This window comes from Rhizobium sp. R339 (genome assembly GCF_002211395.1).
GTDB lineage: Bacteria > Pseudomonadota > Alphaproteobacteria > Rhizobiales > Rhizobiaceae > Rhizobium.
The window spans coordinates 517,920-542,604 of record NZ_LOKV01000001.1; the positions used below are offsets into that span (position 1 = coordinate 517,920).

The following is a 24,685-nucleotide window of genomic DNA, read 5'->3' on the forward strand; positions in this document are numbered from 1 at the left end:
AGCCTTCGATATCCGGATATACGTATAATTGGATAAGCTCAAGCCGCTATGTCACCCCGATCGTCAGCTCGGCGACGAAATCATAGGCGTCGCCGCGATAGAGCGAGCGGGTGAATTCGACCGCGCGGCCGGAGCCGAGATAGGAGATGCGCTCGATCGACAGGCCGGCGGCGCCGACGGGGACGCCGAGAAGCTGGGCGTCGGCTTCCTTCATGTTGGTCGCCGAAATGCGCTGTACGGCGCGTACCGGGCGGACGTGCAGGCGTTCGAGCTCGGCGTAGAGCGAATTGGTAACGGCCGCGGGATCGGGGAGGAATTCGCCGGAGACGCTGGCGTTCTCGATCGCCAGCGGCTGGTCGTCGGCGATGCGCAGGCGCGAGAGGCGCGACACCTTCACGTCGGTGCCGAGGCCGAGAATCATCATCTCGTCGGGTGAGGGCGTGTGGACGCCCTTGTGCAGCCATTCGGAGCGGGAGGACATGCCGCGGCGCGCCATGTCCTCGGTGAAGGAGGTGAGCTGCGACAGGCGCTGCTCGACTTTCGAGACCGGCTTGGCGACGAAGGTGCCGGAGCCGTGGCGGCGCACCAGCAGGCCGTCGGCGACGAGTTCATCGATCGCCTTGCGCACGGTGACGCGGCTGACGGCGGCAAATTCGGCGATGTCGCGTTCCGGCGGCAGCGCATCGCCGTGGCCGAGCGTGCCGGTGCGCACCGCCTCTTCGAGCGTGCGGCGCAGCTTGACATAGAGCGGGCCGGTGCCGGCGGCCTGCAGGCGCTGCAGGGAAAGGAGAGTGGCGAGGTCGTCGGTCATGCCGCACCTCTCTGCCTGTCGTTGAGGAGCTTGACCGCAAGCTCCACCGCGCCTTGCTGGGCATCGTTCTTGGGCCGGGCAAGCCGCGACCTATAGCGTTCGGAAAGCCAGGGCTCATAGGCTTCGGCAAGACCGCCGAGCAGGCAGATGGAGGGGCATTCGGGCCAGAGCAGCGCCTCGAGGCTTTCGCCGATCGCTGCTGCCGCATCGCTGATGATGCCGGCGGCGACCACATCGCCCCTTGTCGCATGTTCGAAAACAATCGGCGCGTAGCGGGCAAAATCCTTGGGCCGTGCCGTATGGGCGAATTCGACGACGCGCTCGGGGTCGTTGCCATATTCGGCCAGGATCGCTTCGGTGATCGGCGAAGCCGGGCGCACGCCGTCATGGGCGAGCAGCGACCGCTCCATGAGATCGCGACCGAGGCGGGCGCCGCTTGCCTGGTCGCCGACGACGAAGCCCCAGCCGCCGATGCCGCGCAGGCGGCCGTCCCGCCGGGCATTGTAGACCGAGCCGGTGCCGAAGGCGCCGACAATGCCGTCGCCATCGCCAAGCGCGCCCTGAAGGGAGATCAAGGCATCGGTAACGACGCGGCCTTCGGCAAAGGGCAGGGCTCTTTCGATTCGCTCACCGTAATCCATGACATTGGCGCCGGCGACGCCGACGACGGCCGAGACGGAGGAAACGTCTTCAGTGTCGAGGCCGGCGTCGCCGAGCGCCTGCCGGGCGGATTCGACGATGTTGAGAAGAGAGTTTTCCAGATCGGACAGGATGTTGGCGGGGCCGGATTTGCCGCGGCCGATGACATTGCCGTTTCTATCCGCGACCGCCGCCCGGCAGCTCGTTCCGCCGCCATCTATGCCGATTGCAAGCTCCGTCATCGGGCCTCCGATACGCCGTTCCTTTTGGTTTTTTTATACAATACCAAAAAAATACCATTTACCAAGCGGAAAAGGTCGAGAAAATTCATCTTTTTATCATATTGATTTTGCTTGATAAAATTTTTTTAGAGGATTTTCTCGGTTCCAAAAGTTAAAATCGGCTGGACAATTGGTATTTTTTTGGCATTAATTTGGTAAAAGGGAACAGCGTTGCGAGGCCCACGAAAACCGGCAGCTACGCAAGCCGGAGCCGCTTCGAGGATAACCATGAGAGCGACCCATGGCCCGTGAGGCTGATGGCAAGTTCGGGCGTCTATCAGCTTTCCCATCCATTTGCCGCGGCCGGTGCACATTGCCGGGACGGGGCGCAGTCGGCCGCAGGCGATCCGCCTTCGCGTCCATCGAGCTTTCGGGACCGGCAGCCGCTGGCGGTCCTCCAAGGGGCGTTGGGTGTTTCCTCAAGCACACCAACTGCTTGTTTCAGATCGAAAACGGCGCCTTGCGGCGCTTAAAACACAGGAGAGGGAAATGAAAAACACTGCTCTGAAAAGCCTGCTGCTTGCCTCCAGCCTGCTGACATCGGCCGGTCTCGTCCATGCCGCCGACGTCACGCTGACGGTCGAAAGCTGGCGTAACGACGACCTGCAGATCTGGCAGGAGAAGATCATTCCGGCCTTCGAAGCGAAGAACCCGGGCATCAAGATCGTCTTCTCGCCGACTGCGCCGACGGAATACAACGCTTCGCTCAACGCCAAGCTCGATGCCGGTTCCGCAGGCGACATCATCACCTGCCGTCCGTTCGACGCCTCGCTCGAGCTTTTCAACAAGAGGCAGCTCGTCGACCTCACCAGCCTGCCCGGCATGGAGAACTTCTCGCCGGTCGCCAAGGCCGCCTGGACCACCGACGACGGCAAGTCGACCTTCTGCGTGCCGATGGCTTCGGTCATCCATGGTTTCATTTACAACAAGGATGCCTTCGACAAGCTCGGCATCTCCGTGCCGAAGACCCAGGACGAGTTCTACGCAGCGCTCGACAAGATCAAGGCCGACGGCACCTACATCCCGCTTGCCATGGGCACGAAGGACCTCTGGGAAGCTGCCACCATGGGCTACCAGAACATCGGCCCGAACTACTGGAAGGGTGAAGAGGGCCGCGAAGCCCTGATTGCGGGCAAGCAGAAGCTGACCGATCCGGAATGGGTCAAACCCTACGAGGAGCTTGCCAAGTGGAAGCCCTATCTCGGTGACGGTTTCGAAGCCCAGACCTATTCGGACAGCCAGAACCTCTTCACGCTCGGCCGCGCCGCGATCTATCCGGCCGGCTCCTGGGAAATCGCGCTCTTCAACACGCAGGCGCAGTTCAAGATGGGCGCCTTCCCGCCGCCGGTTCCGAAGGCCGGCGACACCGGCTACATCTCCGACCATCCCGATATCGGCGTCGCCTTGAACGCGAAGAGCACGCATGCAGAGGAAGCCAAGAAGTTCCTCAGCTGGGTCGCTTCGCCCGAATTCGCCGATATCTACGCCAACGCGTTGCCGGGCTTCTTCAGCCTGAACTCCAACCCGGTGAAGATGTCCGATCCGCTCGCTCAGGAATTCGTTTCCTGGCGCGGCCCGTACAAGTCGACCGTGCGCTCGACCTATCAGATCCTGTCGCGCGGCACGCCGAACCTCGAAAACGAGACCTGGGTCGAGTCGGCCAACGTGATCAACGGCACCGATACGCCGCAGGTCGCTGCCGAAAAGCTCCAGAAGGGCCTCGACAGCTGGTACAAGCCGGCGAAGTAACCGTGAAACCCCTCCCCAACCCCTCCCCACAAGGGGGAGGGGCTTAGGCTGCCGCAAATGCGCGGTTTTGGTGGAGAGGGGATCATGCCGCGAGTCTTCTTCCCCCTTGTGGGGAAGATGGCCGGCAGGCCAGAAGGGGTCTTTCGTCATGCGGAAGCATGGCGGTTCGCGATAGCGAAGACGTGCCCTGCCGTGTGGATGAACCGAATTCCCAGCCCCAGGATCTATCTGTGCTGTGCTTCAATGCCAGCCGATAACAACAAGGCAAAAGCCATGAGCCAAACCGACAACGCGGCCGATATCGTCCCGATCAAGCGCCCGGTGCGCTGGCACATCTTCGTTTTTATGCTGCCTGCGGTGATCGTCTACTCCGCCGTTATGGTGCTGCCGCTCATCGAAACGCTCAGGCTTTCGCTCTACAATGTGGTCGACGGACAGCCGGCCTTCGTGGGCCTGGCGAATTTCAAGGTACTGTTCGGCGATCCGCGCTGGGCGCATGATTTCTGGAATGCGCTGGTCAACAACCTGATCTTCTTCGCCATCCATATGTGCGTGCAGAACCCGATCGGCATTGCGCTTGCCGCTCTGCTTTCGGTGCCGAAGCTGCGCGGCGTGGCCTTCTACCGCACGGCGATATTCCTGCCGACGCTGCTTTCCTTCGTCATCGTCGGCTTCATCTGGAAGCTGATCCTGTCGCCGATCTGGGGTGTGGCGCCCTGGATGCTTGATCTCGTCGGGCTCAAATTCCTGTTCGCGCCCTGGCTCGGCAAGCCCGGCTCGGCGCTGATCGCCGTGTCGCTCATCTCCAACTGGCAATATATCGGCATTCCGATGATGCTGATCTATGCCGCGCTTTTGAGCATCCCCGAAGAAGTGATCGAGGCGGCCGAATGCGACGGCATCACGGGCTGGGCGCAATTCTGGAAGATCAAGCTGCCGCTCATCCTGCCGGCGATCGGCATCATCTCGATCCTCACCTTCGTCGGCAATTTCAATGCCTTCGACCTGATCTACACCGTGCAGGGGGCGCTCGCCGGGCCCGACATGTCGACCGACATTCTCGGCACGCTGCTCTACCGCACCTTCTTCGGTTTCCAGCTTCAGCTCGGCGACCGCTCGATGGGCGCTACGATCGCCACCGTGATGTTCCTCATCATCCTCGCCGGCGTCTCGCTTTATCTCTTCGTCATCCAGCGGCGCATGCGTCGCTACCAGTTCTGAGGAGCGCGCATGTCCAAGGCACGCACATCTCCCATCCGCACCGGCCTCGTGCATCTGGCGCTCAGCGCCTACACGCTGGTCGCGCTGTTTCCGGTTTTCCTGACGGTGGTCAACTCGTTCAAGGATCGCGCCTCGATCTTCCGCGAGCCGCTGATGGTCCCGACGCCGTCGACCTTCAGCCTGGTCGGCTACCAGACGGTGCTGGGGCAGGGCGATTTCGCCACCTATTTCCAGAACAGCTTCATCGTGACGATCGTTTCGATCCTGCTGGTGCTGCTGTTCGGCGCCATGGCGGCCTTCGCGCTGTCGGAATACCGCTTCCGCGGCAATATGCTGCTCGGGCTCTATATGGCGATCGGCATCATGATCCCGATCCGCCTCGGCACGGTGGCGATCCTGCAGGGCATGGTGGCGGCCGGCCTCGTCAATACGCTGACGGCGTTGATCCTCGTCTATACCGCGCAAGGCATACCGCTGGCGATCTTCATCCTGTCGGAATTCATGCGCACGGTTTCGGACGATCTCAAGAATGCCGGGCGTATCGACGGGCTTTCCGAATATGCGATCTTTTTCCGCCTGGTGCTGCCGCTGGTACGCCCGGCCATGGCGACGGTCGCCGTCTTCACCATGATCCCGATATGGAACGATCTCTGGTTCCCGCTGATCCTGGCGCCCGCCGAGGCCACCAAGACCGTGACGCTCGGCTCGCAGATCTTCATAGGCCAGTTCGTTACCAACTGGAATGCGGTGCTGGCGGCGCTGTCGCTGGCGATCCTGCCGATCCTCGTCCTCTACGTCATCTTCTCGCGGCAGCTTATCCGCGGCATCACCTCGGGAGCCGTCAAATGAGCCAGGAAAAACCGATCCGCGTTCTCGTTGCCGGTCTCGGCAATATGGGCCGCAGCCATGCGCTCGCCTATCACAACAATCCCGGTTTCGAGATCGTCGGTCTCGTTAACCGCTCGACGCCGAAGCTGGAGCCCGAGCTGGAGGCCTATACGGTTCATCCCGATTTCACGACGGCGCTAGCCGAGCTGAAGCCTGACCTCTGCTCGATCAATACCTATTCGGACAGTCATGCCGATTATGCCGTCGCCGCCTTTGAGGCCGGCTGCGACGTCTTCGTCGAAAAGCCGCTGGCGACCACCGTCGCCGACGCCGAACGTGTCGTGGCGGCGGCGAAGAAGGCGCGGCGCAAGCTGGTGATCGGCTATATCCTTCGCCATCATCCGTCCTGGACGAAGCTGATCGAGGAGGCGCGTAAGCTTGGTCCGCCTTACGTCTTCCGCATGAATCTCAACCAGCAGTCCAGCGGCCCGACCTGGGCGACCCACAAGTCGCTGATGCAGACCACTTCGCCGATCGTCGATTGCGGCGTGCATTATGTCGACGTCATGTGCCAGATCACCGATGCGAGAGCCGTCGAGGTGCGCGGCATGGGGCTGCGCCTCTCCGACGAGGTCGCCGCCGGCATGTATAATTACGGTCATCTGCAGGTGCTCTTCGAGGACGGTTCGGTCGGCTGGTACGAGGCCGGCTGGGGGCCGATGATTTCGGAGACCGCCTTCTTCGTGAAGGACGTGATGTCGCCCAAGGGCGCGGTGTCGATCGTCATGGATCCGAACGCCAAGTCCGACGATATCGACACCCACACCAAGACTTCGGTGATCCGTCTGCACACGGCCGAAACCGGCCCGGACGGCAAGTTCATCCGGCCCGACCAGGATATGCGGATGACGGGCGAGCCCGGTCATCAGGCGCTCTGCGACCTGGAACAGGCCTTCATGCTGAGGGCGATCCGCGAGGATCTGAACCTCGACCGCCATATGGCGGATGCCGTGGCGTCGCTGCGCATCTGCCTTGCCGCCGACGAGAGCGTGCGCACCGGCCAGCCGGTCAGATTGTAAGGAAAAGATAGTGGGATCGCTTCAACTCAAATCCATCCGCAAGACCTATGGCACGCATGAGGTGCTGAAGGGCATCGACCTCGAAGTCAAGGACGGCGAATTCGTCATCTTCGTCGGCCCGTCGGGCTGCGGGAAATCGACGCTCCTGCGCAGCATCGCCGGCCTCGAGGACGTTACCTCGGGCGCCGTCGTCATCAACGGCCGCGACGAGACGCTGACGCCGCCGGCCAAGCGCGGCATCGCGATGGTGTTCCAGTCCTATGCGCTCTATCCGCATCTGACGGTGAAGGACAATATGGGCCTCGGCCTCAAGCAGGCGGGTACACCCAAGGACGAGATCGACAGCCGTGTCGGCAAGGCCTCCGGCATGCTGTCGCTCGCGCCCTATCTGGCGCGGCGTCCAGCCGAACTCTCAGGCGGTCAGCGCCAGCGTGTCGCAATCGGCCGCGCCATCGTGCGCGAACCGGAACTCTTCCTGTTCGACGAGCCGCTGTCGAATCTCGACGCGGCGCTGCGCGTCCAGACCCGTCTCGAAATCGCCCGGCTGCACCGCAGCCTGAAGGCGACGATGATCTATGTCACCCACGATCAGGTCGAGGCGATGACACTGGCCGACAAGATCGTGGTGCTGAATGCCGGCGCGATCGAGCAGATCGGCTCGCCGATGGAACTTTACAATCGTCCGGCCAATGTCTTCGTCGCCGGCTTCATCGGCTCGCCGCAGATGAACTTCATCGCCGGCGAGAAAGTCGGCGACCACAGCGCCAAGACGATCGGCGTGCGTCCCGAACACATGACGCTGTCGCGCGAGCAGGGGAGCTGGGCGGCGAAGGTCGTGCATGTCGAGCATCTCGGCGCCGACACGATCATCTATCTCGAATCCGACCAGTGCGGCCTGCTGACGGCGCGCCTCTTCGGCGAGCACCAATACGAGCCCGACGAGATCGTCTATGCGACGCCGGATCAGGCGCGGGTGCATCGCTTCGATGCGGACGGCCGAGCGATCCGTTGAGCGGATGATGCAATGAAAAAAAGCCCGTCCTTAATCGTGCCGAATCCATTTGCGGCACGGGCAATCAGGGCGTTTTTCTTCTCGTGAAGCATTCTGCACATTCATCTGCTGCAGAAATCCGATTTGGCGACACTGCGAAATTCAATAGCAAAAGTGTCGCTTTAATCGGGATTTGCGCGGCATTACGCATGATTTGGGAAAAATGGCCTTCAGATTTTCGCCCGCTCATAGGCCATAAATAGATCGGTTACGAGAACGCCATTGATCCGCATCCCCGTTAAATCGGCATCTTGAATGTCTGAATCTGCCAACGTAACGCCGCTTATGCTCAATCGCGATAGGTTTGCATTCGTGATGGCGGCACCAGACAGATTCACGTTGTTAAAGCGCGCATCTGCAAGGCTTATATCGTCAAAAACCGCTTCGCTTAAATTGGTGTCGGTGAACCTTGCTTTGGTCAAAACAGCGTAAAATCGTGCGTCCGCGAGGTTTACGCCATCGAAATGAGCGCCTGACATATCGGCCCGCTCGTAATGCATTCCCTGCATCTGAGGGCCATCAAATGGGTTTTGTTCCTGGTGATCGCTCATTGTCGTTTCCTCCGGTCAATCATGATTGCAACCCAAAGAATGCCAGACTGCATGATCATATACGACCCCTTGAATCTGAAATAGAAACGAGCTCACGCCATTCTGGCCATGCCGTTGGTCGGGCGAGCAGAAATGAAAAGGCGCCGCGTCGGCAGCGCCTTTCGAGCAAATCCCGTTGCCGGATCAGTCACGGATGATGAGCAGGTCGGCCGCCATGAAGCGCAGCGTCACGGTTTCGCCGGCCTGCGGCGGGGTGACGCCGGGGCTGTTGAACATGTCGAAGGAGATGACGTTGCCGCCGACATTCATGCGGGTGCGGATGACGGAGCCGAGGAAGTGGGCCGAGACGACCTGGCCGGTGAGCGCCGTATCGCTTTTGGCGGTGTCGGAGAGCGAGCCCGCTTCCGGGCGCAGCGCCAGGGAGATGGTTTCGCCGGCCTTGTGGGCTGCGACCGACTGCTTCAGCGTGATCTTCTGATCGCCGATCTGGATGAGGTTGGCGTCGGGATCGACGACCTGAGCTTCGATCAGGTTCAGCGTGCCGACGAAGGAGGCGACGAAGCGCGTGGCCGGCTTGTTGTAGATCTCGAAGGGCGAGCCGATCTGGTCGGCCTTGCCGGCATTCATCACCACGATGCGATCGGAGATAGATAGGGCTTCTTCCTGATCGTGGGTGACGAAAACCGTGGTGATGCCGAGCTGCTGCTGGATCTGGCGGATTTCCTCGCGCAGCGACACGCGGATCTTGGCGTCGAGGGCCGACAGCGGCTCGTCGAGCAGCAGAACCTGCGGCTTGACGGCGAGCGCGCGGGCAAGTGCGACGCGCTGCTGCTGGCCGCCCGACAGCTGGTAGGGATAGCGGTCGGCCAGGTGATCGAGTTTGATCAGGCCGAGCATTTCCTTGACGCGGGCGTCGATCTCGGGCTTCGGCGCGCCGGCGACCTTGAGGCCGAAGGCGACGTTGTCGTGCACGGACATGTTGGGGAACAGGGCATAGGCCTGAAAGACCATGCCGATATTGCGCTGGTTCGGCTTCAGCGCGCTCTGGTCCTTGCCGTTGATGGTCAGCGTGCCGCCGGTCGGCGTCTCGAAGCCGGCGATCATGCGCAGAACCGTCGTCTTGCCGCAGCCCGACGGCCCGAGGAAGGAGATGAATTCGCCCTTCTCGATGTTCATGTTGAAATTTTTGACGACCTGGACCGGGCCGAAGGATTTCTGGATGTTGTTCAGTGTGAGAAAAGACATGAGCCGGTTACCTTAAGCCTTTGCCGGGCGGGCTTTGCCGAAGCGGGAAACGAGATTGAGCAGGCCCATGCTGAGCCAGGTGATCGAGAAGGCGATGACGGCGAGCGCCGAAGGCTCATAGGCCTTGTTGGCGCCGACGAGCTGCAGGTAGGGGCCGAAGGCCGGGCGGTTGAGCAGTGCGGCGAAGGTGAACTCGCCCATGACGATCGCGAGCGTGATGAAGGCGCCGGAGAGCACGCCGCTCATCACATTCGGGAAGATGCAGCGGAACATGATGGTCGTCCAGCGGGCGCCGAGGCTTTCGGCCGCCTCCGTCAGCGTGCGCACGTCGATGGCGCGCATGGCGGTATCGACGGCGCGGTACATATAGGGCAGCGACAGCGTGATATAGGAGAAGACCAGCAGGGCGTTGGTGCCGGTCGTCGAACCCGTCAAGGGCAGGTAGGACGACGAGTTGTACATTCTGAGGTAGCCGAAGACGATGACGATCGCCGGAATGACCAGCGGCAGCAGCGTGATGAATTCGACGACCGGGCGCATCTGCGGCAGGCGCAGCCGCACCCAATAGGCCGTCGGCACGACGAGTAGCATGCCGAAGACGATGGTCAGAAGCGCCATCAGCATCGAGTAGCCGAAGGTTTCGCGGAACTGGGCGTCCGAAAAGACCGACTGATAGGCGTCGAGGCTGTATTCGCCGCGGCGCATGCGCAGCGAAAACTCGATCGTGCCGATCAGCGGAATGATGAAATAGGATGCGCCGAGAATGATGGCGATCCAGGCTCCAAGGCGTTGTGTTTTCATTTCTGCCACCGCTCGGCGCGCATGCGCAGCATGAGGTAAAGGACGTTGGAGACGCCTGTGATGACGATCATGCCGAGCGCGATGGCGTAGCCAAGATTGGCATTGTGCAGCACATCGCCGCGGATCTGCGCGTAGAGCAGGATCGGCACGATGTTCAGCGAGCTGCCGGTCAGCGCGAAGGCGGTGGCGATGGCGCCGAAGGCATTGGCGAAGAGCAGGAGCGTGGTGCCGAGCAGGCTCGGCCAGAGGATCGGCAGGGCGACCATCGTCCAATATTGGCGGTTGGTGGCGCCGAGAATCTCAGAGGCCTCGCGCCATTCCTTCTTCATGCCGTCGAGTGCCGGCGTCAGGATCAGCACCATCAGCGGGATCTGGAAATACATATAGGTGATGGTGAGACCGAAGAAGGACAGAAGGTTGAAGCCGGTGCCGTAGAGATTGAAGCCGAACCATTCCCTGAGGAAGACCGTGACGAGGCCGGTGCGGCCGAGCGTCGCCAGGAAGGCGAAGGCGAGCGGCACGCCGGCGAAATTCGAGGCGACGCCGGAGAAGGTCAAAAGCGTCGAGCGTACCGAGGCGGGCAGGCCGCCGAGCACGACGGCCCAGGCGAGGAAAAAGCCGATCAGCGCGCCGCCGAGAGCGGATGCCACCGAGACCTTGATGCTGATCCAGTAGGCGCTCATGATCGATGGCGTGAAGAGATCGCCGATATTCTTCAGCGTGAAATCGCCCTCGGGCGTCAGGAATGCGCCCGCCACGAGATAGAGCGTGGGGATGATCAGGAACAGCAGAGAAAAAATGATGAAGGGCGCAATGCCCAGCCAGTCGATCACGCGTTCTTTGTTGATCAAGGGGGCGCTGCTCACCATCGGCGTTGAAACGGTACTCATGAAAAGCTCATCCTGGGCATCGGAGTGAGAAAACCTCCCCGCCCTTTGGGGGCGGGGAGGCCGGATCATAGTTTACTTAACGTTGGCGCCGACGACGCTATCCCAGTTCTTGGTGATGGCTTCCTTGCCGGCGGCCTGCTCTTCGAGCGTCGGGAAGACAGCCTTTTCATAGGCTGCTGCCGGCGGCAGCTTGTCGAGCAGTTCCTTCGGGATCTTGTTGTTCTTGGCAAGATCGTTGAAGCGGATCGGGTGGCAATAGCCCTTCAGCCAGCCGAGCTGACCTTCGTCGGAATAGAGATATTCCATCCAGAGCTTGGCAGCGTTCGGGTGCGGAGCGAAGGCCGAAATCGCCTGGACGTAAACGCCGGCAACGACGCCCGTCTTCGGAACGACGACTTCGAACGGCGGGTTGCCCTTCAGGCTTTCGCCCCAGGACATGGCGTTGTAGTCCCAGGCGACGATGATCGGCGTGGAGCCCTGTGCGAAGGGAGCGGCCTTGCCGACGACGGGCACGAAGTTGCCGTTCTTGTTGAGCTCGGCGAAGAACTTCAGTCCTTCTTCGCCTGCCTTGGCGGCGTCGCCGCCCGCTGCGGAAAGACCGGCGGCATAGACGCCCTGGACAGCCTGGTTGGCGGTGCGCGGGTCACCTGCCAGCGCGACGCTGTTTGCATAGTCGCTCTTCTTCAGGTCGGCCCAGTCGGCCGGCGATTCCTTGACGAGATCCTTGTTCACGAGGAACGAGAGAACGCCATAATAGTCGCCGTACCAGTAGCCTTCCGCATCCTTTGCCGTATCCGGGATCGAATCCCAGGTGGAAACCTTGTAAGGCTGGATCAGGCCGTCCTTCTTGGCGGACGGGCCGAAGGAGAGGCCGACGTCGATGACATCGGGGGCCTGCGGACCGGTGTTGCCCTTGTTTGCCTTGATGGCTTCGATTTCGTCGCCCGAACCGGCATCCGGGTTCAGCTCGTTGACTTCGAGGCCATACTTGGCCTTGAAGCCGGCAATGACCTCGCCGTAGCCGCACCAGTCGTGCGGGAGAGCGATGGTGGTCAGTGTGCCTTCCTTCTTGGCGGCGGCGATCAGTTCAGCGCTCGGTTCTGCGGCGGCAATCGCGGTCGTAGCCACGATCATCGCAGTAGAAAGCGACAGCAGTCGAGAAATGTTAGAGATCACTGTTGTTCTCCTTCGGGTTTTCAGTGTCTGGCGATGCTGTTAATCAGCTTACATGAAGCTTGTGTGACGGCTGCGTGACGGTGATTTTGCATGAATAGCAGGCGCTTGTGACAGATGTTCCATTTGCGACAGCGCGGTTTGTTTCCGCAAAGATCCGCCGTTGTTTTTCTCCCTCTTGGTCTTGTCCTCCTAACCCGGTTTGCGGAAGAGTTTGGTTTGCTCGAACAGACCCTCCAGTGTCTTCATGCGTTCCTTCGTCTCGTCCCAGGTCGAATTCTGGACGGCTTCGATCAGCGCCTCGACGATGAACAGGGTGACGACGGAGGAATCCCAGGCCGAGGGCGCCTCGATCCGCACACGGAAGGCATGTCGGGCAAGCTTGGCGGCGGGGGAACCCCATTGGTCGGTGAAGACGACGATTTCGGCGCCGCGCTTGCGGGCGGCGGTGGCAAGGCTGACCATTTCCTGCTCATAGCGGCGAATGTCGAAGATGATCAGGATATCGCCGGCATTCATGTTGAGCGCATATTGCGGCCAGCTGCTGGAATTCGACGACAGCAGGGTCGTCGCCGGCCGGATGACCTGCATGTGGGTGAAGAAATACTCGGCCAGCGCGCCGGTGATGCGGCCGCCGACGAAATAGAGGCCGCGCTTGCGATCCGACAGCAGCGAGGCGACGCTGTCGAAGGTCGCGGTGTCGAGATCGGTCAGCGTCTGGCGCAGATTGCCCATGATCGCATCGGCAAAACGGTTGAGGATGTGGGTGCCCGGCGCGTTCTGGGCCCAGCGGTCGTGCTTGGCGATCGGGTTGGAGATCGTCGCCTCCACCTCCAGATGCAGACGCGCCTGAAAGTCGGGATAGCCCTTGAAGCCGAGCTTCTGCACCATGCGCACGACGGTCGGCGTCGAGACGCCGGCATTCTCCGCGATCGTGGTGATGCTGCCGAGGCCGGAAACCGGATAATTGTCGAGAAGGCTTTCCGCCAACTGCTTCTCGGCACGCGTCAACACGCCGAGATGCGAATGTATGACGTCCGAAACCGTCTTCGACGCGGTGGTCACTGATCTTGCTCCCCGGGGGTGGTCTGGCGCCACTCCTCCGACCAAATTTAACAACGCTGTCACAATCCATGTCAACCACTGTCATGAAAAGAAATTTTCAGCGGATGCTTGACAGTCGCCAAAAGCTGAAGAATTCTTTTCTGTAAAGCTTTCATTAAGGGATAGGAGTGGCGCCGTTGGTGCTGGCCCGGCCGAAAATCCTCAGCGAAGCGGACGGCGATTGCGTCGGGATCGAACGCACCGGCGGACGGAGCGAGGTGCTGCTCGTCTGCGAGCATGCCTCGAAAACGCTTCCCGCCCGTTTCGGTGATCTCGGCCTGCCCGCGGAGGCGCTGTCGAGCCACATCGCCTGGGATCCCGGGGCTTTGGCGGTTGCCCGCGGCATATCGCAGGCGCTCGACGCGACGCTCGTCTACCAGCGCTTTTCCCGGCTCATCTATGACTGCAACAGGCCGCCCAGTTCACCCGGCGCCATGCCCGAGACCAGCGAGATCTACGCCATTCCCGGCAACACGGATCTGACCGACGAAGAGCGCCTTGCGCGCACGGATGCACTCTATGTGCCCTTCCACGACACCATTCGCGGGCTGATCCGCGATCGCAGGGCGAGGGGGCAGGACAGTATCATCGTGACAATGCACAGCTTCACGCCGGTCTATCACGGCCGCGAACGTGCTGTCGAACTCGGCATATTGCACGATGAGGACAGCCGGCTTGCCGATCGCATGCTGGACGCTGCGGCCGAAGCGCCGCTTTACAGGACTGAACGCAACCAGCCTTACGGGCCTGCGGACGGCGTGACCCACACGCTGATCCTGCACGGTCTTTCGAACGGCTTGCGCAATGTGATGATCGAGGTCCGCAACGACCTCATCGCAGACGATGGCGGCCAAGGGGTCATGGCCGACTATCTGACAGGGCTTCTCCAGCAAAGCCTGGAAGCCTGACAAAAGAAAAGAAGACCCGAGGGAGCAGTTTATCTGCGGACGTCCGCATGGCGCAAATGCCGCGGGCAATTGGCACTGAATGGCCGCAATCCCGCGGCCGATCGTGAACAGGGGGAAGTCATGTCGGACTATACCGATTTAGACAAGAAGCAGGATGTGCACATCCTGCATTCGATGGGCTATGCCCAGGAACTCGAACGGCGAATGAGTTCATTCTCGAACTTCGCCGTATCGTTCTCCATCATCTGCATCCTTTCCGGCGGCATCAATTCGCTGGCGCAGGCGACTTCGGGCGCCGGCGGCGCGGCGATCGGCATCGGCTGGCCGCTCGGCTGCTTCATCTCGCTCGTCTTCGCCGTCGCGATGGCACAGATCAGCTCGGCCTATCCGACGGCGGGCGGCCTCTATCACTGGGGCTCGATCCTCGGCAACCGCTTCACCGGCTGGCTGACCGCCTGGTTCAACCTGCTCGGTCTCGTCACCGTGCTCGGAGCCATCAACGTCGGCACCTATTATTTCTTCATGGGCTCCTTCGGCACGACCTATCTCGGGCTGACGGATTCGACGACGGTGCGCATCATCTTCCTGGTGATCATCACCGGCGCGCAGGCGCTGGTGAACCATATGGGCATCGGATTGACCGCGAAGCTGACCGATTTTTCGGGTTATCTGATCTTCGCGACCTCGATCGCGCTGGCGGTCGTCTGCCTCATCGCAGCGCCCTCCTATGAATTCGGCCGTCTCTTCACCTTCGCCAACTATTCCGGCGAAGTCGGCGGCAATGTCTGGCCGTCCACCTCGGGCGCCTGGGTCTTCCTTCTCGGGCTGCTGCTGCCGATCTACACCATCACCGGCTATGACGCCTCGGCGCATACCTCGGAAGAGACCGTCAAAGCCGCCGAATCGGTTCCGCGCGGCATGGTTTCGTCGGTGCTGTGGTCGGCGCTGTTCGGCTACATCATGCTGTGCGCCTTCGTGCTCATGCTGCCGAATATGGACGAGGCGGCCAAGCAGGGCTGGAACGTGTTCTTCTGGGCGATGGACAGCCAGGTCAACCCTGTCGTCAAGGACATCCTCTATCTCGCGATCTTCGTCAGCCAGTGGCTGTGCGGCCTTGCGACCGTCACCTCGGTTTCGCGCATGATCTTCGCCTTCTCGCGTGACGGCGGCCTGCCGGCATCGAAGGCGCTGTCGAAGGTCAGCCCGCAGTACCGTACGCCGGTCGCTGCGATCTGGACCGGCTCGATCCTGTCGGTGCTGTTTGTCTGGGGCTCTTCGCTCGTTACGATCGGCGACACGCCGGTTTATACGATCGTCGTCTCGTGCACGGTCATCTTCCTGTTCTTCTCCTTCGCGATCCCGATCACGCTCGGCCTCTTCGCCTGGGGTACGTCGAAGTGGGACAAGATGGGTCCGTGGAATCTCGGCGAGGGCGTCTTCAAGCTGTTTGCCGTGCTGACGATCATCGCGATGGTGCTGATCTTCATTCTCGGCATCCAGCCGCCGAACGAATGGGCGCTCTACATCACCGTCGGCTTCCTCGTGGTCACCGGGATCGTCTGGTTCGGCTTCGAAAGCCGCCGCTTCAAGGGGCCGCCGATCGGCGCCGAGGTGGCAAAGCGCCAGGCCGAAATCGCGGCGGCCGAAGCGGCCGTCGGCGAAAGCCGCGAACGCTAAGCATCGAAGCTTCCCTCTCAACGGCTGGGCCGCCTCGCGGCCCAGCCACCGGATCAACGAAATGGCATCGGGCCGCAGCGTCCGGCCGAGCGAATGCGATTTCGTTGCCCCGATTTCTCAATCCCAGTTTCAGGCGGATCAATTATGAGCAGCAGCTACACGATCGACGATCTCAGGAAGGATGTTGCCGAAGGGCGCATCGATACGGTTCTCGCCTGCCAGGTGGACATGCAGGGAAGGCTAATGGGCAAGCGTTTCCAGGCGGAATATTTCGTCGAAAGCGCCTGGAAGGAGACGCATAGCTGCAACTATCTGATCGCCACCGACATGGAGATGGAGACCGTCTCCGGCTACAAGGCGACGAGCTGGGAAAAGGGCTACGGCGACTATACGATGAAGCCGGATCTTTCGACCTTGCGCCGCATCCCCTGGCTGGAGGGCACGGCACTGGTGCTCTGCGACGTGCTCGACCATCACACACACGAAGAGGTCGCCCATTCGCCCCGCGCGATCCTGAAGAAGCAGGTGAAGCGCCTCGAAGACATGGGCATGAAGGCCTATATGGCTTCCGAGCTCGAATTCTTCCTGTTCGATCAGAGTTACGAGACGGCCCATAGCTCGGGCTACCGCAACCTGAAGCTCGCCAGCGCCTATAACGAGGATTACCACATCTTCCAGACCACCAAGGAGGAAGAGGTGATGCGGGCGATCCGCACCGGCCTGCAGGGCGCCGGCATTCCGGTCGAAAACTCCAAGGGCGAGGCTTCCGCCGGCCAGGAGGAAATCAACGTGCGCTATGCCGACGCGCTCGCCATGGCCGACCGGCACGCGATCATCAAGAACGGCTGCAAGGAGATCGCCTGGTCGAAGGGCAAGGCCATCACCTTCCTTGCCAAGTGGAACTACAATGCCGCCGGCAGCTCCTCGCATATTCACCAGTCGCTCTGGAGCCTGGAGGAAAAGCCGCTGTTCTTCGACCATACCGGCAAATACGGCATGTCGCCGCTGATGCATAATTATGTTGCCGGGCTTCTCGCCCATGCGAGCGAGATCACTTATTTCCTGGCACCCTACATCAATTCCTACAAGCGCTTCATGGCCGGCACCTTTGCGCCGACCAAGGCGATCTGGAGCAAGGACAACCGCACCGCCGGCTACCGCCTCTGCGGCGAGGAGACCAAGGGGATCCGCATCGAATGCCGCGTCGGCGGCTCCGATCTCAACCCCTATCTCGCCTTCGCCGCGCTGCTTGCCGCCGGCATCGACGGAATTGAAAACAAGCTGGAACTCGAAGCCCCCTTCGTCGGCGACGCCTATGGCGGCAAGGATATCCGCGAAATTCCGCGCACGCTGCGCGCAGCCACGACTGCGATGACGGAATCGGCAATGCTGCGCAAAGCCTTCGGCGACGATGTGATCGACCACTATACGCGTGCTGCCGAATGGGAGCAGGAAGAATACGACCGCCGCATCACCGATTGGGAAGTGGCGCGCGGGTTCGAAAGAGCTTAATAGCATTTTGCGAGTTGCTTGCCCCTCACCCTAACCCGACCGGGGTCGAGCCGCGGGTCTCGACCCGTCCTTCGGACCCCCGTGAACGGGGAGAGGGGACGTGCCCCGCGAGAGGTTAGTGGGGAACAGCGAGGTTGCGGCATATCCCCTTCTCCCCGCAAGCGGGGAGAAGATGCCGGCAGGCGGATGAGGGGCTACGGCTCCGACGGAATTTTTGATCAATACGAGGACGGAAATCGATCATGGCAATGATCCAATGCATTTCACCGATCGACGGATCGGTTTACGCGGAGCGCCCGGCGCTTTCGCTCGACGCCGCCAAGGATGTGGTGGCGCGCGCCCGCAAGGCGCAGAAGGCCTGGGCGAAACGGCCGCTCGAAGAGCGCGTTCAGCTCGTGCTGAAGGGTGTCGCGCGGCTGAACGAGATGTCCGACATCGTCGTGCCGGAGCTTGCCTGGCAGATGGGCCGGCCGGTCAAGTACGGCGGCGAATATAAGGGCTTCAACGAGCGCTCCAATTATGTCGCTTCGATCGCGGCCGATGCGCTGGCACCTCTCGTCGTCGAGGAAAGCGAGCGTTTCGAGCGCCGCATCGAGCGAGAAGCGCATGGCGTCGTCTTCGTCGTCGCGCCGTGGAACTATCCCTACATGACGGCGATCAACACGATCGCGCCGGCGCTGATGGCCGGCAATACCGTGGTGCTGAAACATGCGTCGCAGACGTTGCTCGTCGGCGAGCGGCTGATGCAGGCTTTCGTCGAAGCGGGTGTGCCGGAAGATGTGTTCCAAAACGTCTTCCTCGATCATCAGACGACCTCGGCGCTGATTGCCGCCGGCAGCTTCAATTTCGTCAACTTCACCGGATCGGTGGAAGGCGGGCGGTCGATGGAGCGGGCCGCCGCCGGCACCTTTACCGGCCTCGGCCTCGAACTCGGCGGCAAGGATCCGGGTTATGTGATGGAAGACGCCGATCTCGATGCGGCCGTCGATACGCTGATGGACGGCGCCACCTATAATTCCGGCCAGTGCTGCTGCGGCATCGAGCGCATCTATGTGCACGAATCCCTCTACGACGCTTTCGTCGAGAAGTCGGTCGCCTGGGTTTCGAACTATAAGCTCGGCAATCCCCTCGATCCCGAGACGTCGCTGGGGCCGATGGCGAACAAGCGTTTCGCCAAGGTGGTGCGCGAGCAGATTGCCGATGCGGTTTCGAAGGGCGCCAAGGCGCTGGTCGATCCGAAGCTTTTCCCGCAGGATGACGGCGGCGCCTATCTGGCACCACAGGTCCTCGTCGATGTCGACCATTCCATGGCCTTCATGCGCGAGGAGACCTTCGGTCCGGCGGTCGGCATCATGAAGGTGAAGAGCGACGAGGAGGCACTCGCCTTGATGAACGACAGCCAATACGGGCTGACGGCTTCGCTCTGGACCAAAGATGCCGAGCGGGCAGGGCGTCTCGGCCGCGAGATCGAAACCGGCACCGTTTTCATGAACCGCGCGGACTACCTCGATCCGGCGCTCTGCTGGACCGGCGTTAAGGAGACCGGCCGCGGCGGCTCGCTGTCGATCATCGGCTTCCAGAATCTGACGCGCCCGAAATCCTTCCACCTGAAGAAAGTCACAGCATGAGCAGCAGCAACATCACCGCAAACTGGAGTTATCCGACATCGGTCAAGCTCGGCCGGGGCCGCATCAAGGAACTGGCCGATGCCTGCAAGAGCCTCGGCATGAAGAAGCCGCTGCTCATCACCGACCGCGGCCTCGCCTCGATGGCGATCACCAAGAACGCGCTCGATATCCTCGAAGATGCCGGCCTTGGCCGGGCGACCTTCGCCGAAGTCGATCCGAACCCGAACGAGAAAAACCTCGAAGCCGGCATCAAGGCCTTCAAGGACGGCGGCCATGACGGCGTCGTCGCCTTCGGCGGCGGCTCGGGTCTCGATCTCGGCAAGTGCGTCGCCTTCATGGTCGGCCAGTCGCGCCCCGTCTGGGATTTCGAGGACGTCGGCGACTGGTGGACGCGCGCCAGCGTCGAGGGCATTGCGCCGATCGTCGCCGTGCCGACGACGGCGGGCACCGGCTCGGAAGTCGGCCGCGCCAGCGTCATCACCAATTCCGAAACGCATGTGAAGAAGATCATCTTCCATCCGAAGTTCCTGCCGGGCGTTGTCATCTCCGACCCCGAGTTGACGGTCGGCATGCCGAAGATCATCACGGCCGGCACCGGCATGGATGCCTTCGCCCATTGCCTGGAAGCCTATTCCTCGCCCTTCTATCATCCGATGTCGGCGGGCATTGCGCTGGAAGGCATGCGGCTCGTCAAGGAATTCCTGCCGCGCGCCTACAGGGAAGGAACCGACCTCGAAGCCCGCGCCAACATGATGTCGGCCGCCGCCATGGGCGCGGTCGCCTTCCAGAAGGGGCTCGGCGCCATCCATGCGCTGTCGCATCCGATCGGCGCGGTCTACAACACCCATCACGGCATGACCAATGCGGTTGTCATGCCGGCGGTGCTGCGCTTCAATCGCGCCGCGATCGAGGAGAAGATCGGCCGTGCGGCCGCCTATCTGGGCATATCAGGCGGCTTCGACGGCTTCTACGATTATGTGCTGAAGCTTCGTTCCGACCTCGGCGTGCCGGAAACGCTGACGGCGATGGGAATCGCCCCCGACCGCATCGACGAATTGTCGGCCATGGCGATCGAGGACCCGAGTGCCGGTGGCAACCCGGTTGCGATGACGCTCGAAAATACCAAGGCGTTGTTCAGGGATTGCTTCTGAGAATTGACGGCGGATCTCATACTGGCCCGGAAAGCTCGGCTTTCCGGGCTTTTTTGTTCCGGTGGCATCCTGAGTTTTAGGGATGTGAAAAATACCGGCTGCAATTTCGCCGGGCGCGTTCGGAATTTGTTAACCATGATTGTAAAGGATGGCTTAACCGCACGATGCTCCGACAGTGCGCAAAAGAGCGATGCCGGCTCGCGCCATTTCCCTCCGAGGACCTGATATGCCAGTCATTACTTTCGCAAACACCAAGGGCGGCGCCGGCAAGACGACCGCTGTTCTCCTGCTCGCGACAGAGCTTGCCCGCAAGGGTTTCCGCGTCACCATTCTCGACGCCGATCCGCAGCACTGGATTTCACGCTGGCATGAGATCTCGGGCCATGTGCCCAATGTGTCGGTGATCGATTTCGTGACCACCGCCTCGCTGCCGCAGCATATCAGCGAGAACAAGCACAATACCGACTATTTCATCGTCGACCTGCCGGGCGCGCGCAATCCGCTGCTCGCCACCGCCGTCGGCCTTTCCGACCACGTGCTGATCCCGATCCAGGGCTGTGCGATGGACGCGCGCGGCGGCGCACAGGTGCTCGAACTGCTGCAATATCTGGACGAGAAGGCAGGCATCAAGATCGGCCATTCGGTGGTGCTGACCCGCGTCAATTCGATGGTGACGACCCGGGCGCTGCAACTCGTCAAGTCGCTGCTCAGCGAGCGTCACGTGCCGGTTCTGGATACGGCGATCATCGAACGCTCGGCCTTCCGCGACATCTTCGACTGTGGCGGCACACTACACACGATCGATCCCACGCGCGTCAGCAATCTCGACAAGGCGCGCGAGAACGCCACCTGTTTCGCCGAGGAAATGATGCGCAAGCTGCCGGTCCGGCTGCCGGCCTCGGCCCGCATGGCGACGGCGGCCTGACTATCTCTGCATTGAAACGAAAAGGCCGCCGGATTGATCCGGCGGCCTTTTTCACATTGCAGCGATGGAGGTCAGTCGACGAATTCCACCGTCACGCCCGGCTTGACCATCTTGGCGAGTTCGGTCGCATCCCAGTTGGTCAGGCGGATGCAGCCATGGCTCTGGGTGCGGCCGATCTTGGAAGGCTCGGGCGTACCGTGAATGCCGTAGGTCGGCTTGGAGAGCGCCATCCAGACGGTGCCGACCGGGCCGTTCGGGCCGGGCGGGATGTTGAGGATCTTGTCGTTGGCGCCCTGCTGGAAATTGATCTTCGGATTATAGGTATAGCCGGGATTGAATGCGACGCGCTCGACCGTCACGGTGCCCGAGGGGGAGGGCGTGTCGGTGGAACCGATCGATGCCGGATAGGCGGCGAGCAGATTGCCGGCGCCGTCATAGGCGAAGACCTGCTTGCGGCCCTTGTCGGCGATGATGCGGGCAACTTCGCCAGTCTTCGCTTCGCCGGGATTGACGACCTTGATCACCGTGCCGGGAACGCTGAAATCGGCGCCGGGGTTCATCTCCTTGAGGAAGGCCTCGTCCATGTGGAAGCGCTCGGCGAGCATTTCCGTGGTCGAGGTAAAGGCGAGCGACGGCAGCAGCGCCTTATGCGAATAGTCTTCCGGGATCTCCGCGACGAAGGGACCGGCGGCATCGGCCGGGGTGATCGTGTAGCTGACGACGGGCAGGCCGCCGGTCATGCGCAGTTCTTCGAGAATGGCGTCGGTATTGTTTGGATCGAGCTTGGAGCCGGTCATCTGGTCATAGGCATAGATCGCCTTGGTGACGTTCGATCCCATATGGCCGTCGATGACGCCGGGGGAGATGCCGGCGCGATCGAGGAAGACCTGCAGCGCGACGATCTCCGGCTTCGATTTGTCCTTGAGCGTGATGACGGGCTCTTCGGGCGCGGTTCTCGGCGCATCGGCGGGCGGGATCTGCTGGTCGGGATCGATTGAGGCATAGTCGTCGCCCGACTGCGGATTGCCGATGCTGTTGTCGTCGGGATAGGGCTGCTCGCCGAGCGGCTGGCGTTCGATCGCCGCATCGCGCGGGATGCCGCCGGTGACTGCGCCGCGCTCGGAATAGCGCGTATCGCCGTATTGGTTGTCATCGGCATAATAGGGATCGTTGCCGTACTGGTCGGCATAGCCGTCGCGCGGGCCGGGGCGCGGCGGATAATAGCCGCGGGCGCGCATCTCGGTGGCGACGATATTGCCGTAGCCGTCGATCAGCACGCGGTTGCCGCTGCGGTCGCGGGCATAGGCAAAACCTTGCGGAACGTAATCGAGGATCTCGCCGTTCGGCGTGACCAGCACGATGTCGCCCTGGCGCCGGTCGCGGAACTGCTGCGCGCCTGCCTCGGGCGCTGCGGCAGCAAGGGCCGCCAGCACGGCCGCAACGGAAAATGCCGACTTCAAAAAGCGATTCACGTCTCACACCTCGAACAGTGACTGGGCAGACACACACCCGCGAATTTTGACGCTAGTGTGGAATTTATGAAACCGTGCTGAACAAAATATGAAAATCACTAAGATTTCCTTTTACTCATAAACGTTTGCCTCTTCGCCTCAGTTCCGCAAAATCCATGGTTGCGGCAAAAGCGCAAGACGGGAACCGCGCCGATTGACGAATGGCAGTGCAAAACCTAACCGTACGACGGCCGATAAAGCTTTGAGGAGACTGCGATGATCGAATTTGCCGCCGCAAGCGGGCCGCGCCTGATGCTGGATGAAACATCGGTGCTGGATATCGGCGGATGCGTCGTCGAGGGCGTCGATATCGCGCCGAAGCGCGCCATTCCAGACGATGGCGATCCGCGAATCGATCACTCGCTCGAAGGCTTCCTCTTCACCTGCGGGCCGGACCATATCCGCCATCGCCAGCCGATCGCCGGCCGGGCCGACGGCAAGGTCTATCCGCTGCACGGATCGGCCTCCGGCCATGCGGCGAAGGTGCTGTGGACGAAGTTCGAGAACGGCAATGCCGAATGCCGCGCCGATATCGACATCACCACCGTCGAGGGGCTGCCGCAGCGCATCGAGCGGCTCTGGCGGATCGACGGGGCGACCGGCGAGGTGCGCCTCGACGACCGCGTCGTCAATACCAGCGACCAGACGGTGCCGACCTTCCTGATGTATCACATCAACACCGGCGGCAAGTGGCTGGACGACGGTACGCGGCTCGAAGGGCCTATGCTGGAGAACGGCGGCTTTCCATGGACCTTCGGCGAGGAACCGGGTGGCATCTTCTGCGTGCCGGCGACAGCGACGGAGGAGGGGTTCGCGGAAGTCCAGCTCGGCCCGATCGCCGCGATCGGCGACAGGACGCTCTGTGTGCGTTTCCGTGCCGATACGCTGCCCTATCTGCAGGTCTGGCGGAACCAGAAGGCGCCGGCCCATATCATCGGCATCGAGCCCGTCTCGCACCGCTGGGTCCTGCGCGACGAACTCGAGGCCGCCGGCGAGTTCAACATGCTGGCATCAGGCGAAAGCCGCAGCTATGCGCTGAGCTTTGCCTTCCGGTAAGCGAAGTGTTTGTTGACGCTCTACGGCCTCCCGTCGTAGACCTTCAGCCCACGATTTATCAGGAGACAAGACGATGGATATTCGCCAGATCGACGATGAATATTCGGTTTCGGGTCAGATCACCCTCGAGGATCTCGACGAGATCAAAGCGATGGGCTTCAAATCGATCGTCTGCCACCGTCCCGACCACGAAAGCCCCGACCAGACGTCGTTTTCCGTGATCGAGGCGCGCGCCAAGGAGCTCGGTCTCGAGATCTCCCACGTGCCGGTCGGGCCGATGGGCGTGACCGAGGAAGCGGTGCAGGGCATGGTCGATGCGCTCGACGAATTCCCGCGGCCGATGCTCGGCTATTGCCGCTCGGGCGCCCGCTCGACGGCGATCTATCAGAAGACGCACCATATCCGCAGCTAAACCGCCATTAGGCGCTGATTTCCGGCGCTGCACTGCAGCGCCGCCACTTTCCATTCACTCAGGAGACTATGATGAGCATTAAGCGTATCGACGTCGGCGCGCGCATGAGCGGCGCTGTCATTCACGGCAACACGGTTTATCTCGCAGGCCAGGTCGGCGAAGGTGAAAGCGTCACCGATCAGTGCAAGTCCGCGCTGGCCGAGGTCGACCGCCTGCTGGCCGCCGCCGGCAGCAACAAGTCGAAGATCCTGCAGACCCTCGTCTATATCTCCGACATCGCTTATTTCGGCGAGATGAACGCAGCCTGGGAAGCCTGGATCGATCCGGCCAATCCGCCGGCCCGCGCCACCAGCGAAGCCAAGCTCGCTGCGCCGAAGTACAAGGTCGAGTTCATCGTCACGGCCGCGCTCGACTAAAAGTCCTGCCGTTTGATCGGCTGAAGCCGGTGGGTTCCGGACTGACTCTGAATGGAGCCAGCCACG

23 protein-coding genes are annotated in these 24,685 nt (G+C 61.6%); 14 read left to right on the forward strand and 9 right to left on the reverse strand.

Annotated features, from left to right (window positions below):
* Positions 1–46 precede the first annotated feature (46 nt).
* Positions 47–811 carry a GntR family transcriptional regulator gene (locus tag ATY76_RS02520; protein ID WP_088673186.1) on the reverse strand — a complete coding sequence of 255 codons (765 nt, stop codon included), beginning with the start codon at positions 809–811 and terminating at the stop codon, positions 47–49.
* Positions 808–1,692 carry an N-acetylglucosamine kinase gene (locus tag ATY76_RS02525; protein WP_088673187.1) on the reverse strand — a complete coding sequence of 295 codons (885 nt, stop codon included), beginning with the start codon at positions 1,690–1,692 and terminating at the stop codon, positions 808–810. The genes ATY76_RS02520 and ATY76_RS02525 overlap by 4 nt, the downstream gene beginning before the upstream one ends.
* A 528-nt stretch (positions 1,693–2,220) precedes the next feature.
* On the opposite strand from ATY76_RS02525, the gene ATY76_RS02530 reads away from it, so the two are divergent.
* The 5 genes from ATY76_RS02530 to ATY76_RS02550 all read left to right on the forward strand — a co-directional run bounded on the left by ATY76_RS02530 (position 2,221) and on the right by ATY76_RS02550 (position 7,620).
* A complete protein-coding gene (locus tag ATY76_RS02530) occupies positions 2,221–3,480 on the forward strand; it encodes an ABC transporter substrate-binding protein (protein WP_088673188.1) in 1,260 nt (419 codons plus the stop codon).
* A gap of 273 nt (positions 3,481–3,753) precedes the next feature.
* Positions 3,754–4,701 carry a sugar ABC transporter permease gene (locus ATY76_RS02535; RefSeq protein WP_088673189.1) on the forward strand — a complete coding sequence of 316 codons (948 nt, stop codon included), beginning with the start codon at positions 3,754–3,756 and terminating at the stop codon, positions 4,699–4,701.
* Between the two features lie 9 nt (positions 4,702–4,710).
* Positions 4,711–5,550 carry a carbohydrate ABC transporter permease gene (locus tag ATY76_RS02540; RefSeq protein ID WP_088673190.1) on the forward strand — a complete coding sequence of 280 codons (840 nt, stop codon included), beginning with the start codon at positions 4,711–4,713 and terminating at the stop codon, positions 5,548–5,550.
* Positions 5,547–6,608, forward strand: a complete 1,062-nt coding sequence (locus ATY76_RS02545; protein ID WP_088673191.1) for a Gfo/Idh/MocA family oxidoreductase — start codon at positions 5,547–5,549, stop codon at positions 6,606–6,608. Before ATY76_RS02540 ends, ATY76_RS02545 begins: the two co-directional genes overlap by 4 nt.
* A 10-nt stretch (positions 6,609–6,618) precedes the next feature.
* Positions 6,619–7,620, forward strand: coding sequence for an ABC transporter ATP-binding protein (locus tag ATY76_RS02550; protein WP_088673192.1), 1,002 nt, complete (start codon positions 6,619–6,621; stop codon positions 7,618–7,620).
* A 209-nt stretch (positions 7,621–7,829) separates the two neighbouring features.
* On the opposite strand, the gene ATY76_RS02555 is transcribed toward ATY76_RS02550, so the two are convergent.
* The 6 genes from ATY76_RS02555 to ATY76_RS02580 form a co-directional block, all read right to left on the reverse strand.
* Positions 7,830–8,210, reverse strand: coding sequence for a pentapeptide repeat-containing protein (locus ATY76_RS02555; protein WP_088673193.1), 381 nt, complete (start codon positions 8,208–8,210; stop codon positions 7,830–7,832).
* Positions 8,211–8,393: 183 nt separating this feature from the next.
* On the reverse strand, positions 8,394–9,455 hold the full coding sequence (locus tag ATY76_RS02560) for an ABC transporter ATP-binding protein (RefSeq protein ID WP_088673194.1): 1,062 nt from the start codon (positions 9,453–9,455) through the stop codon (positions 8,394–8,396).
* Positions 9,456–9,467: 12 nt separating this feature from the next.
* Positions 9,468–10,256 (reverse strand): ABC transporter permease, encoded by a 789-nt coding sequence (locus ATY76_RS02565; protein WP_088673195.1) that lies wholly within the window; start codon positions 10,254–10,256, stop codon positions 9,468–9,470.
* Complete coding sequence (locus tag ATY76_RS02570) at positions 10,253–11,146, reverse strand: ABC transporter permease subunit (protein WP_088673196.1); 894 nt, start codon at positions 11,144–11,146, stop codon at positions 10,253–10,255. The genes ATY76_RS02565 and ATY76_RS02570 overlap by 4 nt, the downstream gene beginning before the upstream one ends.
* Before the next feature lie 72 nt (positions 11,147–11,218).
* Positions 11,219–12,322: an ABC transporter substrate-binding protein gene (locus ATY76_RS02575; RefSeq protein WP_088673197.1), complete on the reverse strand. Its 1,104-nt coding sequence runs from the start codon at positions 12,320–12,322 to the stop codon at positions 11,219–11,221.
* A 189-nt stretch (positions 12,323–12,511) separates the two neighbouring features.
* Positions 12,512–13,384 carry a MurR/RpiR family transcriptional regulator gene (locus tag ATY76_RS02580; RefSeq protein ID WP_088673198.1) on the reverse strand — a complete coding sequence of 291 codons (873 nt, stop codon included), beginning with the start codon at positions 13,382–13,384 and terminating at the stop codon, positions 12,512–12,514.
* 176 nt (positions 13,385–13,560) lie between these two features.
* Between ATY76_RS02580 and ATY76_RS02585 the strand changes: the two genes are divergently transcribed.
* The 6 genes from ATY76_RS02585 to ATY76_RS02610 all read left to right on the forward strand — a co-directional run bounded on the left by ATY76_RS02585 (position 13,561) and on the right by ATY76_RS02610 (position 21,224).
* Entirely contained in the window at positions 13,561–14,331 is a 771-nt protein-coding gene (locus ATY76_RS02585) for an N-formylglutamate amidohydrolase (protein WP_088673199.1), read from the forward strand.
* Positions 14,332–14,451: 120 nt separating this feature from the next.
* The gene (locus ATY76_RS02590) at positions 14,452–16,008 is read left to right on the forward strand and encodes an amino acid permease (protein ID WP_088673200.1); all 1,557 of its coding nucleotides are present in this window, start codon (positions 14,452–14,454) and stop codon (positions 16,006–16,008) included.
* Positions 16,009–16,152: 144 nt separating this feature from the next.
* The gene (locus tag ATY76_RS02595; protein WP_088673201.1) at positions 16,153–17,520 is read left to right on the forward strand and encodes a glutamine synthetase family protein; all 1,368 of its coding nucleotides are present in this window, start codon (positions 16,153–16,155) and stop codon (positions 17,518–17,520) included.
* Between the two features lie 242 nt (positions 17,521–17,762).
* Complete coding sequence (locus ATY76_RS02600; protein ID WP_088673202.1) at positions 17,763–19,148, forward strand: aldehyde dehydrogenase family protein; 1,386 nt, start codon at positions 17,763–17,765, stop codon at positions 19,146–19,148.
* Entirely contained in the window at positions 19,145–20,299 is a 1,155-nt protein-coding gene (locus tag ATY76_RS02605) for an iron-containing alcohol dehydrogenase (RefSeq protein ID WP_088673203.1), read from the forward strand. The genes ATY76_RS02600 and ATY76_RS02605 overlap by 4 nt, the downstream gene beginning before the upstream one ends.
* Positions 20,300–20,525: 226 nt before the next feature.
* Positions 20,526–21,224: a ParA family protein gene (locus ATY76_RS02610; RefSeq protein ID WP_088673204.1), complete on the forward strand. Its 699-nt coding sequence runs from the start codon at positions 20,526–20,528 to the stop codon at positions 21,222–21,224.
* Between the two features lie 71 nt (positions 21,225–21,295).
* On the opposite strand, the gene ATY76_RS02615 is transcribed toward ATY76_RS02610, so the two are convergent.
* Positions 21,296–22,696, reverse strand: a complete 1,401-nt coding sequence (locus ATY76_RS02615) for a L,D-transpeptidase (RefSeq protein WP_088673205.1) — start codon at positions 22,694–22,696, stop codon at positions 21,296–21,298.
* Positions 22,697–22,951: 255 nt separating this feature from the next.
* Between ATY76_RS02615 and ATY76_RS02620 the strand changes: the two genes are divergently transcribed.
* The 3 genes from ATY76_RS02620 (at position 22,952) to ATY76_RS02630 (ending at position 24,619) form a co-directional block, all read left to right on the forward strand.
* The gene (locus ATY76_RS02620; RefSeq protein ID WP_088673206.1) at positions 22,952–23,791 is read left to right on the forward strand and encodes a DUF4432 family protein; all 840 of its coding nucleotides are present in this window, start codon (positions 22,952–22,954) and stop codon (positions 23,789–23,791) included.
* A gap of 73 nt (positions 23,792–23,864) precedes the next feature.
* Positions 23,865–24,203 carry a TIGR01244 family sulfur transferase gene (locus tag ATY76_RS02625; RefSeq protein ID WP_088673207.1) on the forward strand — a complete coding sequence of 113 codons (339 nt, stop codon included), beginning with the start codon at positions 23,865–23,867 and terminating at the stop codon, positions 24,201–24,203.
* A gap of 71 nt (positions 24,204–24,274) precedes the next feature.
* Complete coding sequence (locus ATY76_RS02630) at positions 24,275–24,619, forward strand: RidA family protein (RefSeq protein ID WP_088673208.1); 345 nt, start codon at positions 24,275–24,277, stop codon at positions 24,617–24,619.
* Positions 24,620–24,685: the final 66 nt, after the last annotated feature.

What these genes read in the sequence shown, in the direction of transcription:
- ATY76_RS02520 (WP_088673186.1), bottom strand. Translation starts at nt 811, where the DNA reads ATGACCGACGACCTCGCCACTCTCCTTTCCCTGCAGCGCCTGCAGGCC.
- ATY76_RS02525 (WP_088673187.1), bottom strand. Translation starts at nt 1,692, where the DNA reads ATGACGGAGCTTGCAATCGGCATAGATGGCGGCGGAACGAGCTGCCGG.
- ATY76_RS02530 (WP_088673188.1), top strand. Translation starts at nt 2,221, where the DNA reads ATGAAAAACACTGCTCTGAAAAGCCTGCTGCTTGCCTCCAGCCTGCTG.
- ATY76_RS02535 (WP_088673189.1), top strand. Translation starts at nt 3,754, where the DNA reads ATGAGCCAAACCGACAACGCGGCCGATATCGTCCCGATCAAGCGCCCG.
- ATY76_RS02540 (WP_088673190.1), top strand. Translation starts at nt 4,711, where the DNA reads ATGTCCAAGGCACGCACATCTCCCATCCGCACCGGCCTCGTGCATCTG.
- ATY76_RS02545 (WP_088673191.1), top strand. Translation starts at nt 5,547, where the DNA reads ATGAGCCAGGAAAAACCGATCCGCGTTCTCGTTGCCGGTCTCGGCAAT.
- ATY76_RS02555 (WP_088673193.1), bottom strand. Translation starts at nt 8,210, where the DNA reads ATGAGCGATCACCAGGAACAAAACCCATTTGATGGCCCTCAGATGCAG.
- ATY76_RS02560 (WP_088673194.1), bottom strand. Translation starts at nt 9,455, where the DNA reads ATGTCTTTTCTCACACTGAACAACATCCAGAAATCCTTCGGCCCGGTC.
- ATY76_RS02565 (WP_088673195.1), bottom strand. Translation starts at nt 10,256, where the DNA reads ATGAAAACACAACGCCTTGGAGCCTGGATCGCCATCATTCTCGGCGCA.
- ATY76_RS02570 (WP_088673196.1), bottom strand. Translation starts at nt 11,146, where the DNA reads ATGAGTACCGTTTCAACGCCGATGGTGAGCAGCGCCCCCTTGATCAAC.
- ATY76_RS02590 (WP_088673200.1), top strand. Translation starts at nt 14,452, where the DNA reads ATGTCGGACTATACCGATTTAGACAAGAAGCAGGATGTGCACATCCTG.
- ATY76_RS02595 (WP_088673201.1), top strand. Translation starts at nt 16,153, where the DNA reads ATGAGCAGCAGCTACACGATCGACGATCTCAGGAAGGATGTTGCCGAA.
- ATY76_RS02600 (WP_088673202.1), top strand. Translation starts at nt 17,763, where the DNA reads ATGGCAATGATCCAATGCATTTCACCGATCGACGGATCGGTTTACGCG.
- ATY76_RS02605 (WP_088673203.1), top strand. Translation starts at nt 19,145, where the DNA reads ATGAGCAGCAGCAACATCACCGCAAACTGGAGTTATCCGACATCGGTC.
- ATY76_RS02610 (WP_088673204.1), top strand. Translation starts at nt 20,526, where the DNA reads ATGCCAGTCATTACTTTCGCAAACACCAAGGGCGGCGCCGGCAAGACG.
- ATY76_RS02620 (WP_088673206.1), top strand. Translation starts at nt 22,952, where the DNA reads ATGATCGAATTTGCCGCCGCAAGCGGGCCGCGCCTGATGCTGGATGAA.
- ATY76_RS02625 (WP_088673207.1), top strand. Translation starts at nt 23,865, where the DNA reads ATGGATATTCGCCAGATCGACGATGAATATTCGGTTTCGGGTCAGATC.
- ATY76_RS02630 (WP_088673208.1), top strand. Translation starts at nt 24,275, where the DNA reads ATGAGCATTAAGCGTATCGACGTCGGCGCGCGCATGAGCGGCGCTGTC.